This is a genomic window from Nocardiopsis protaetiae (assembly GCF_045446735.1).
Classification (GTDB): Bacteria; Actinomycetota; Actinomycetes; order Streptosporangiales; family Streptosporangiaceae; genus Nocardiopsis; species Nocardiopsis protaetiae.
The window spans coordinates 1-10,709 of record NZ_JBJJBV010000229.1; the positions used below are offsets into that span (position 1 = coordinate 1).

General features: G+C 73.8%; 9 protein-coding genes. 1 reads left to right on the forward strand and 8 read right to left on the reverse strand.

Going from position 1 to position 10,709, the window contains the following annotated elements; translation table 11 throughout:
• Positions 1-37: 37 nt before the first annotated feature.
• Complete coding sequence (locus ACJOT3_RS26785) at positions 38-1,303, reverse strand: ABC transporter substrate-binding protein (protein ID WP_406975885.1); 1,266 nt, start codon at positions 1,301-1,303, stop codon at positions 38-40.
• 1,920 nt (positions 1,304-3,223) lie between these two features.
• On the opposite strand from ACJOT3_RS26785, the gene ACJOT3_RS26790 reads away from it, so the two are divergent.
• Positions 3,224-3,817, forward strand: coding sequence for a hypothetical protein (locus tag ACJOT3_RS26790; RefSeq protein ID WP_406975886.1), 594 nt, complete (start codon positions 3,224-3,226; stop codon positions 3,815-3,817).
• 241 nt (positions 3,818-4,058) lie between these two features.
• On the opposite strand, the gene ACJOT3_RS26795 is transcribed toward ACJOT3_RS26790, so the two are convergent.
• From ACJOT3_RS26795 to ACJOT3_RS26825, 7 genes are all read right to left on the reverse strand, one after another.
• Positions 4,059-4,706 (reverse strand): VOC family protein, encoded by a 648-nt coding sequence (locus ACJOT3_RS26795; RefSeq protein WP_406975887.1) that lies wholly within the window; start codon positions 4,704-4,706, stop codon positions 4,059-4,061.
• Complete coding sequence (locus tag ACJOT3_RS26800) at positions 4,706-5,317, reverse strand: alkylhydroperoxidase domain protein (protein WP_406975888.1); 612 nt, start codon at positions 5,315-5,317, stop codon at positions 4,706-4,708. Before ACJOT3_RS26800 ends, ACJOT3_RS26795 begins: the two co-directional genes overlap by 1 nt.
• Positions 5,314-5,919: a CMD domain protein gene (locus tag ACJOT3_RS26805; RefSeq protein WP_406975889.1), complete on the reverse strand. Its 606-nt coding sequence runs from the start codon at positions 5,917-5,919 to the stop codon at positions 5,314-5,316. Before ACJOT3_RS26805 ends, ACJOT3_RS26800 begins: the two co-directional genes overlap by 4 nt.
• Before the next feature lie 110 nt (positions 5,920-6,029).
• Positions 6,030-7,061 carry a putative FMN-dependent luciferase-like monooxygenase gene (locus ACJOT3_RS26810; RefSeq protein WP_406975890.1) on the reverse strand — a complete coding sequence of 344 codons (1,032 nt, stop codon included), beginning with the start codon at positions 7,059-7,061 and terminating at the stop codon, positions 6,030-6,032.
• A gap of 64 nt (positions 7,062-7,125) precedes the next feature.
• Complete coding sequence (locus ACJOT3_RS26815; RefSeq protein WP_406975891.1) at positions 7,126-8,850, reverse strand: dipeptide ABC transporter ATP-binding protein; 1,725 nt, start codon at positions 8,848-8,850, stop codon at positions 7,126-7,128.
• On the reverse strand, positions 8,847-9,701 hold the full coding sequence (locus ACJOT3_RS26820) for an ABC transporter permease (RefSeq protein ID WP_406975892.1): 855 nt from the start codon (positions 9,699-9,701) through the stop codon (positions 8,847-8,849). Before ACJOT3_RS26820 ends, ACJOT3_RS26815 begins: the two co-directional genes overlap by 4 nt.
• The coding region (locus ACJOT3_RS26825; RefSeq protein ID WP_406975893.1) for an ABC transporter permease at positions 9,698-10,709 on the reverse strand (1,012 nt) is incomplete at its 5' end. The genes ACJOT3_RS26825 and ACJOT3_RS26820, both read right to left, overlap by 4 nt.

Genomic DNA, 10,709 nt, shown 5'->3' on the forward strand with positions numbered 1-10,709 from the left:
CCGCCGGCGGCGGCCCCGGGCCGGTTCTGCGACGTGCTCATTCGGCCCGCGCGGCCGTGACCAGCGCGTTCTGCAGCGCCTCCAGGTCGCCGTTGCCCAGGTAGAGGCCCACGGCGGTGTCGACGTCGTTCTTCCACCGGTTGCCGACCGTGACCCCGTGCCAGAACGAGCCGGCCAGCTGCGGCCCGGCCTGCCACTCGGCCAGCGCCGACTCCAGGTAGGGGCTGTCCGCGTACTTGGCGGGGTCGGCGTCCTCACGGGCGGGGATGGAGCCCTTGAGCGGGTTGAAGATGTCCTGCCCCTCCTGGCTGCCGACCAGCGCCAGCCAGGTCAGCGCCGCCTCCTCGTTGGGCGCGCCCGCCGGGAGGGTGAAGCTGTCGGAGAGCCACATGTAGGTGCCGTCGGTGCCGGGGGAGGCCGCCCAGTCGTAGTCCTCGCCCGGGACCGCCTCCAGCTCGTCGAAGTACCCGGCGGCCCAGTCGCCCATGATGTTGAAGGCGGCCTCGCCGTCGGCGACCCGGCGCGCGGCCTCCTGCCAGTCCTCGGCAGCGGACTCCTCCTGGGTGTGCTCCAGGATCCGGTCGAACGTGTCCAGCGCCTCGGTGACCTCGGGGGTGTCCCAGTCGGCGCCGGGCTCCCACAGGGCGTTGTAGGCGTCGGTGCCCAGCGAGCCCAGCAGCACCGACTCCAGCAGGTGGTCGACGGTCCACTGGGCGCCCACCGCCATGGGAATGGCGTCGGTCTCCTCGGCGACGGTCTCCAGCGCGTCGAGCAGCTCGTCGAGGGTCTGGGGCGGGGCGTCGATCCCGGCCTCCTCCAGCACCGCGGGGCTGTACCACATCACGTTGGAGCGGTGGATGTTGACGGGAACGGAGTACACGCTGCCGTCGTAGGTGATCTGCTCGACCAGCTGGTCGGGCAGGGCGTCGTGCAGGCCCTGCTCGTCGAAGAAGTCGTCCAGGGGGCTGAGGTAGCCCGCCTCGATGTAGTCCTGGAGCTCGGCCCCGGCGTGGCCCTGGAAGGAGTCCGGCGGGTCCTGGCTCTGCAAGCGGCCCTCCAGGACGGCCTGGGCGTTGGTGCCCGAGCCGCCGGCCACCGCCGCGTTGATGAACTCGATGTCGGGGTTCTCGTCCTCGAACCGCTCGATGAGGGCGTTCAGACCGGCCTCCTCACCGCCGCCGGTCCACCAGGAGAACACTTCCACCTGGGCGTTGTCACCGCCTCCTCCGCCGCCCCCGCACCCCGAGGCGACGAGCACCAATCCGAGCGCCCCCGCTGCGACCGACCACCGCCGTGCACGCATGATCTCTCCTCCGGAGCGGCGGGGCCGTCCCACGACGGTCCCCGCCCATCGTGTCTTGGATCACAAAAGCCGTCTGCCGTGCCATCTTTCGCACTCTGCACATTGGAGGTCAAGGGGTGGCGGAATCCGACGCCGAGGCGTGACCTGACGGCGGTTCCGGGCGATGGGAGCGTGACCATTCCGGGAAACCGAATCCGGGTTCGGGGTGCCGGAGCGTTGTTTGTGTCTGTGTCTGTGTCTGTGCTTACCCCCCTGTGGCGGGGAGGGCACTGACAGCGGGGGTTACCCCGTCTGTGGTCGGGCTTTCAAGCGAGGTCTGTGCAACAGCCTGTTTCCAGTCGGAGCGTCTTTCCGTGGACCTGTGTGGTCGGGGATGTGCGCTGTGCCCCGACCCGTCCCCGGAAAACACCCCCACCACCCCGGACGTGAGCCCAACGCGTACGCCTTTTTGGTCTGCCGGGCGTCGTAACGTGGGGACGGCTCCGCGCCCAGCCCGGGTCTGTACGTTCCCAAGGGGTGACCCGTGGAGACCAACGCGACCGAGAGCGGTCTCCGCACACCGCCCTCCGCAGATGGCGGGGGTTTTGGAAACCTGCTCTTGCTGTCTCACCCCCTGGGGCCGGGGCCCCGTCCCGCTCTACCGACACCCCCCGGGGTCGGGGTGGGAGGCCTCCTACTGCCGTCACCCCCTGCGGCGGGGGTGGTCAGGGATGTGGCCGGGCTGTGGCCAAGGGCCCCGGGGAAGGTGGGAAACCCTCTGTAGCGGGGGAGGCGCGACGCCCTCCGACTGTGGCCAAGGGCTTCAAGAAGGGAATGGGGCTGTGGCTGAGCTCCCGGTCGGGTGGGAAACCCCCTGGAATGGAGATCCCGATCGGGTGGGCAACCCCCTGGAGACGGGCGGGGAACACCACTGCGGCCCCCACCCCCTGCGGCGGAGGAAGGTGCGATGCCCTCCGGCTATGGCTGGGGCCCCGGTCACGCCAGTGCGACCTCCGCCACAGAGGGTTTCCCACCTACCCGGGGCCCTGGCCACAACCCGGCCACCTTCCCGACCACCCCGCCACAGGGGGTTGCCCACCTGACCCGGAGCCCTCAGCCCCAGCCCGGTCACATCCCCGGCCACCCCCGCCCCAAGGGGTGACGGCCGCACGAGGCCTCCGGCCCCGACCCCAGGGGGTTGCCCACCTTCCCCGGGGCCCTGGCCACAACCGGAGGGCGTTGTGCCTCCCCCACCCCACAGGGGGTTTCCCACCCACCCGGAGAGCCCAGCCACAGCCCGTCCCCCTCCCGGAGCCATCAGCCCCAGCCCGGCCAGATCCCTGGCCACCTCCGCCGCAGGGGGTGACGGTAGTAAGAGGCCTCCGGCCCCGGGGGGTTACCCACCTTTCCCGGGGTCCTCAGCCACAGCCCCATCCCCTTCTTGAAGCCCTTGGCCACAGCCGGAGAGCGTTGTGCCTCCCCCGCCGCAGGGGGTGACGGCAGTAGGAGGCCTCCCGCCCCGGCTCCAGGGGGTGTCGGTAGAGCGGGACGGGGCCCCAGACCCAGAGGGTGAGACAGCAAGAGCAGGTTTCCAAATGGCCCGCCATCTGCGGAGGGCGGTCTGAAGGTCCGCACACGGTCGCGTTGGTCTCCACCGGTCACCCCTTGGGAACGTACAGACCCGGGCTGGGCGCGGAGCCGTCCCCACGGTACGACGCCCGGCAGACCACAAAGACGTACGCGTCTCCTGCACGTCCCCGGTGGTGGGGGTTTTTCCAGGGGACGGGTCGGGGCACAGCACACACCCCCGACCACACAGGTCCACGGAAAGACGCCCCGCCTGCAAACCCGCGGTTGCACAGACCTCGCTTGAAAGCCCAACCACAGACGTAGTAACCCCCACCGTCACTGCCCTCCCCAGACACAATCGCCACCTGCACCGTGGCCGCCGTCCCGTGGCGGTGGCTGGACATCGTCCGGCCCGGCGGGCGGATCGTCACCCCGTGGTCGCCGTCGCCCGGTGGGCCGGGCGGGGCACTGGCGGTCCTGGACGTCGAACCGGGCCGGGCGTTCGGCCGGTTCGACGGTTCCCTCGCCTTCATGTGGTCCCGCAGCCAGCGGTCGCCCGCCCGGTCGCTGCCGGGCCCGGACGCCCGGCCGGACCGCGTCGAGCACGTGGACACAGACCCGCGAGAAGCCCGGCTCGACGGGGAGACGGCCGTCCTGCTGTCCCTGCTGACGCCCGCCTGGTCGTTCGGGATGGGGATGGAGCCCGGCGCCGACCAGCCGCACGTGCGCGTCTCCTCGGCATCCTGCGAATCGTGGCTGCGGCTGCACGCCGACGGCCGGGTGGAGTCCTCCGGGCCCCGCCCGCTGTGGCGGGAGTTCACCGGCGGGCTCTCCTGGTGGCACACCCAGGGGTCGCCGGAGGTCTCCGAGTTCGGACTGACCGTCGACCGGGACCGGGCACTCCAGACGGTGTGGCTGCGCTCCCTGGACACGACGGTGTGGACCACGCACCGGAACCGGGCGTAGACCCAGGCCCCGCACGGCCGCCCCGCACGGCCGCCCCGCACGGCCGGGAGTCCGGGCGGCCCGCCCTGCCCGGCCTGCCCAGCCTGCCCGGCCGTGCGGAACCGCTCCCCGGGATACGGAAAGCACGCCCTCGACCAGGTCGCCACACCGCTCCCGCCCCGCGGTGCTCCCGTCCTGCGGTGCTCCCGCCCTGCGGCGCCCCCGGCCGGGCCTCCACGACCCGGGGCACCCGCCACTCACCTCACCGCAGCACGAACTCCCCCTTCGGGCCGCGCAGCACCGCCTCCAGCAACGGCTCCGCCCCCTCCTCCACCTCCAGCCCCACGCCCAGCGCCGCCAGCGCCTTGCCCACCGCCCCCGGGTCCGGGTGCTCGGCGCGCACCGACACCAGCTCCAGCGCGGGCAAATCCCCCAGCCCCGGCTGCGGGGTCTCCCCCCAGTCGATCAGGAACGGCACCGGCTCCGGGTACCGCTCGCTCTCCCTCTTCGCCAACAACCAGCGCAGCTCCCGCCCCTCCGGCGTGGCCCGCGACCACGGCTCCGGGTCGCCCGGGTCGTACCCCGCCGCGCGGGCCCGCGCCACCGCCCCCGCCAGGTCGTCCGTCCCCACCGCGAACGTGGCCAGGTGCGCCCGCTCCAGCCTCGCCAGCCCGAACACCCCCACCGGCCGCCCCGGGTCAGCCCGCTCGGGGTCGGGCCCGATGATCTCCAGGTAGTGCGGCGCCCGCTCCCCGCCCACGGTCAACGCCACCAGCGTGTTAGCACTCCCCACCGGGTGCCGCCCGCCCGCGGCCGGCCGCACCCCCGCCAGCTCCTCGAACGCGGCCGTGCCCTCCGCCAGGTCGGGCACCGCGTACACCAGGTGGTCCAGCTCAGCCGGAAAACCCATCACTTCTCCTCGTCCTCGGGTCGCACGGGCTCCCCCAAGGAGAGCATGAGCCGGTTCGCCCAGTTGAAGAAGGCCGCGCTGTTCACCACGTCCGCGATCGCCACATCACCCAGCCCGTTGGCGCGCAGCTCGTCCACGTGCTCGGGCCCGAACTCCACCGGGGTCCGCGTCAGCGCCACGGCCGCGCGCACCACCGCGTTCCACAGCGCGTCCCCGGTGTCGGTGTCCACCCCCGCCTCCAGCAGCCGGTCCACACCCTCCCCGCTCCCCGCCAGCCGGGTCGCGAACCGGGCGTGCACCGACGCGCAGAACACGCACCCGTTGAACCGGGACACCGCCGTCGCCGCGAGTTCGCGCTCGGCGCGCCCCAACCCCCCGTCGGTGTTGTGGAAGATGTCGAAGTCGGTGCGGGTGCGCGCCTCCAGCGCGTCGGGGTCGCGGACCAGCAGCGCGAAGTACGGCATCTTCGCGCGCGCCTCCTCCACCAGCGCCTCCAGGTGGCGTTCGGTCAGTTCCTCCCGGGGCAGCGGGTCCAGCCAGGGCAGCCACCCCACCGGGGAGCGCGTGAACGCGGCGGGCCGGACGTTGTGCGGGTGTTCGGTGACGGTCACGGGGCGACCTCCGCGGTGCGCTGGGACAGGACTTCCAGCCCGTGCACGAGCCGGGTCTGAAAAGCCAGGAAGGCGATGAGCTGGGACAGCGTGACGATGTCGGTGGTGCTCCACCCCGCCGCCTCCAGCGCCCGCTGGTCGCCCGGACCGGCCTCGCGAGGGCGGAACACCAGCAGGTGGGCGTGGTCCAGGGCGGCCGCGGTCGCCTCGCCCAGCCGCTCCCGCTCGGCGTCGGGCACCCGGTGGCGGGGCCCGTCGGTGGACTCGGCGGCCAGCCCGCTCTCGTGGAACGTGCCGTAGGGCCCGGCGGCGCGGGACCGCTCGACCAGGTCGGCGACGACCCTGACGGTGTCGGCCCCGGCCTCGGCGGTGGCCAGCCGGCCGTAGTGGACGGTGAGCGGCACCGCCCGGTGCAGGCCGGCCACGTAGGCGGCCACCAGCAGCCGGACCGAACGCGGCACCCCGGCGGGGTCGGCGGGCTCCAGCAGCACCTCGTAGCTGCGCTGGGCGTTGGTCCTGGCCTGGGGGCGGGCGGCCCGGACCAGGTCCAGGGGACTGCCCGGGGCGATGCCCAGGAGGCGGTCGACGAGGTCGTCGGCCATGGCGGTCTCCTTCTCGGGATTGTCGGGGGTCTCGGAGGTCCCGGAGACCTCGGAAGTCCCGGAGACCTCGGAGGCCTCGGAAGTCCCAGAGGCCTCGGAAGCCTCGGTGATCAGCTGGGGTCGGCCGGCGCGGTGTGGGCGCCCGGCTTCCAGCCGAGTTCGGGGGCCACACGCGTCGCGATGAGCTCGATGGAGCGCAGGACGTGCTCGTGCGGCGGGTCCACGGAGTGGACCTGGAAGGACAGGTGGGTGGCGCGGGGCAGCGCCGTGTCCCGGGACAGCGACTCCAACACGTCCTCGGGCGTGCCCACGTGGGCGTCGAACACCGCCAGCAGCTCCTCCAGGGGCAGCGTGTCCACCGCATCCCCCAGGATCGAACGCGCGAAGGACGACCCGGACCGGTACCCGTGCTCGGCCAGCCGCAGCGCCTCCTCGCGGTCGTCGGCCACGAACAGCGTGCGGGCCACGCTCACCCGCGGCCGGGCCCCGGCGGGCAGGGCGTCCAGGTAGGCGTCGATGATCGGGTGCTGGATGTCCCACAGCCGCGCCTCGGGCGCGCCCTCGGGCGGGGGCTGGGTGCGCGAGAGCAGCAGCCCGCCGCCCAGCCGCCCGGCGGTCTCCGCCAGGGGGGCGGAGAACGTGGCGAACCACAGCCGGTCCAGCAGCTCGGGCCGGGCCGGGTACGGGCGGGCCGGGGTGTCCCCGAACGGCTCCCCGGCCAGGGCGGCCCGCAGCACGTCCAGCTTGCGCGCGAACACCTCCCGCCGCCGCTCGAACTCCACCCCGAACGCCGGGAACGCCGACGGGGTCCCGCCCGAGCTGATCCCCAGCTCCAGGCGCCCGCCCGAGAGCAGGTCCAGGACGGCGGCGTCCTCGGCGACGCGCACCGGGTCCTCCAGGGACAGCGTCACCACCCCCGTCCCCAGCCGCACCCGCTCGGTGCGGGCGGCGGCCTGCGACAGGAACACCAGCGGCGCGGGCAGGCCGCCCTCGGCGCCGTCGAAGTGGTGCTGGGCCACCCAGGCGCTGTCATAGCCCAGGTCCTCGGCCCGGCGGATCTGCTCCAGGGCCAGCCGGTAGCGCTCCCGGGGCGGTGCGTCGTCGAGCACGCGGGTGAAGAAGCCCAGCTGCGGAGTGGACACGGGGATCCCTGCTTTCTTCTCTTCCGATATTCCGAATGCGGCTGTCAGCCGGCCACGGCGGGCGTCATCCGGCGACGGCCGTCGTCGTGGCGGCGCGGCGGCCGGGGACCGCCTCGATCAGCGCCCGGGTGTACTCGTGGCCCGGGTCGGCGAAGACGCCCTCCACCGGACCGGACTCCACCGCCCGGCCCCGGGTCATCACGGTGACGGTGTGCGCCAGGCGGCGCACCACCGCCAGGTCGTGCGAGATGAACAGGTAGGTGGTACCCAGTTCGTCCTGGAGGCGTTCCAACAGGTCCAGGATGCGGGCCTGCACGGTGACGTCCAGGGCCGACACGGGCTCGTCCAGCACCACCACCTGGGGGCGCAGCACCAGGGCGCGGGCGATGGCCACGCGCTGGCGCTGGCCGCCGGACAGCTCCCGGGGGCGGCGGTCGCGCAGGTGGGCGGGCAGGGCGACCCGGTCCAGGAACTCCTCCACCGCGGCGGCGCGTTCGGCCCGGCCGCCCACCCCGTAGTGGCGCAGGGGCTCGGAGACGATGGAGCGCACGGTGTGCCGGGGGTCCAGGGACCCGTACGGGTTCTGGTACACCAGCTGGAGGTCGCGGCGCAGTTCGCGCAGGTCGCGGCGGCCGATCCCGGCCAGGTCGCGGCCCGCCACCGACACCAGCCCCGAGGTGGGCGGGGTCAGGCCCATGACGGTGCGGGCGGTGGTGGTCTTGCCCGAGCCCGACTCTCCGACCAGGGCGTGGGTGGTGCCGGGGGCGACGGTGAACGACACCCCGTCCACGGCCCGGAACCGGTCGCGGCGCGGCCCGAACTCCTTGACCAGGTCGCGGACCTCGATCGCCGGCTGCGCCCCGCCCGCGTCCCGCCCGGCCGCGTCCGCCCCGGCCTCCCCCTCCGGCTCCGGTTCCCGCACCACCGCGCGGGTCGCCCCGGCCAGCGTGGGCGCGTCCGCCAGCAGACTGCGCGTGTACTCGTCGGCGGGCTCGGCCAGCACCGCCGCGGTGGGCCCGCTCTCGCGCACCCGCCCGTCCTTGAGGACCACGATCCGGTCGGCGCGGTCGGCGGCCACCGCCAGGTCGTGGGTGACCAGCAGGACCGCGGTGCCGTCCTCCCTGCGCAGCTCGTCCAGCAGGTCCAGGACCGTGCGCTGCACGGTGACGTCCAGGGCGCTGGTGGCCTCGTCCGCGATGACCAGGTCCGGGCGCAGGGCGATGGCCCCGGCGATGAGGACGCGCTGGCGCATCCCGCCGGAGAGTTCGTGCGGGTACTGGCGGGCGCGCCGCTCCGGCTCGGGGATGCCCACCCGCTCCAGCAGTTCCAGCACCCGGGCGCGCACCCGGCGGCGGTCGCCCCAGCGGTGGATCTCCAGTGCCTCGGCCAGGGTGTCGCCGATGCGCTTGACGGGGTTGAGGGAGTTGCCGGGGTCCTGGGGCACCAGCCCGATCCGGGCGCCGCGCACCGCCTCCATGCGGCGCTCGCCCCACGCGGTGAGGTCGGTGCCGTTGAGCAGGATCCGCCCGCCCAGGACGGCGCCGTTCTCGGGCAGCAGGCCGATGACGGCCTGCGCGGTGGTGCTCTTGCCCGACCCCGACTCGCCGACGACGGCGACGACCTCGCCGGGGTTCACGGTCAGGGACACCCCGTGCAGGACCCGGGTGCGGGTGGTGCGGCCGGTGTAGGCGACGGACAGGTCCTCGACGGCCAGCACGGGGGTGCCGGGTGCGGTCGCGGCGATGCCGCCGCCGGTGCTGCGGTCGGTGCGGTGCGCGGTACGGCTCATGCTCTCCCCCGTCGTGCGATCGTGGCGCTGATGCGGTTGGCGGACAGGACGACGGCGACCACGACCAGCCCGGGCAGGGCGGTCAGCCACCAGGAGGTGGCCACGTAGTCGCGGCCCTCGGCGATCATCAGCCCCCATTCGGGGGTGGGCGGGGGCGCCCCGTAGCCGAGGAACCCCAGGGTGGAGATGGCCAGGATGGCGGTGCCGAACTGGAGCGCGGCCAGGGCCGCCACCGAGGTCATCGAGTTGGGCAGCACGTGCCGCCACAGCACCGACGCGAACCGGCCCCCGGAGACGAACGCGGCCTCGACGTAGTCGGTGCGCCGCACCCGGATCACCTCCGAACGCGCCAGCCGGGCGAAGGCCGCCACCCCGGCGATGCCGACCGCGAAGGCGATCTGGGTGGTGCCGAAGCCCAGGACGATGACGACGCTCAGCGACAGCAGCAGCGAGGGCACGGCCAGCAGCACGTCCACCACGCGCATGAGGACGTCGTCGACGATCCCGCCGACGGCCCCGGCGGTGGCGCCGATGAGGGTGCCCAGGACCAGGCCGACGGTGACGGCGACCAGGGCGCCCGACAGCGAGTGCACGGCGCCGTGCACGACCCGGGTGAACACGTCGCGGCCGGTGGCGTCGGTGCCGAACCAGTACGCGGCGCCGGGCGGGTGCAGGGCGTCGGCGGCCACCCCGGTGGTGGGTCCCAGGGAGGTGAACAGGCCCGGGGCCAGCGCCCAGGCCACCACGACGGCCACGACCAGGACCGACAGCACGGTGGCGGGCTCGAAGCGGCGCAGGCGCCGCCACAGCGGCAGCGGTGTCTCGTGCGGCGCGAGGGCGGTGGTGGTCATGCGGCGGCACCCGCCTTGGTCTTCAGTCGCGGGTCGAGGACGGGGTAGAGCAGGTCCACGGCCAGGTTGATCAGGACGAACACGAGGGCGGCGAGCAGGACGACGGCCTGGAGCACGGCGACGTCCTGGTTGGTGACGGCCTGTTCGGTGAGGCGGCCGATCCCGGACCGGCCGAAGACGGTCTCGGTGACCACGGCGCCGCCGATGAGCTCGCCGAACAGCACCCCGGCCATGGTGAGGGCGGGCGGCAGGGCGTTCTTGGCGACGTTGCGCCACAGCACCCGGGAGCGGTCGGCGCCGCGGGCGCGGACCACGGTGACGAAGGGCCGGGCCTGCACCTCGTCGATGCTGCGGGTGAGGATCTGGGCCAGGGGCGCGGAGATGGGCACGGCCAGGGTGAGCACCGGCAGGATCAGCCCCTCCACGGGGCCGGGGCGGATGACCGACACCAGGCCCAGCTGGAAGGAGAACACCTGGATGAGGACGATGCCGAGCCAGAACACCGGCACCGACACGAACAGGGACGGCACCGAGCGCAGCAGGCCGCGGATCCACGCCAGGCGCGGGTAGGTGGACAGGTAGGCGATGAGGCAGGCCAGCAGGGTCGCGGTGGCGAAGCCCAGGACGGCCAGGGTCAGGGTGTGCGGCAGGGCCTGGGCGATGAGCCGCCGTACGGGGGTGCCGCTGTGCACGGAGTGGCCGAAGTCGCCGCTCAGGAACCCGAGCAGGGTGTGCAGGAACTGCCGGTGCAGCGGGGCGTCCACCCCGTAGGCGACGCGCAGAGCGGCGATCTGCTCGGGTGACAGGCCCAGTTCGGGGTTCTCGAACTTGATCATGACGGCGTCGCCGGGCATGGCCTGGAGCAGGACGAAGGCGGCGGTGAACGCGGCGAGCAGCACCACCAGGGCCTGCCCGGACCGCCGGATCACGTGGTTCAATCCGACCTCTTCTCGCGGGAAGCGGGGCAGCAGTGAGAACAGCGCGGTGCGGGGACGAGGGGGCGGCGCC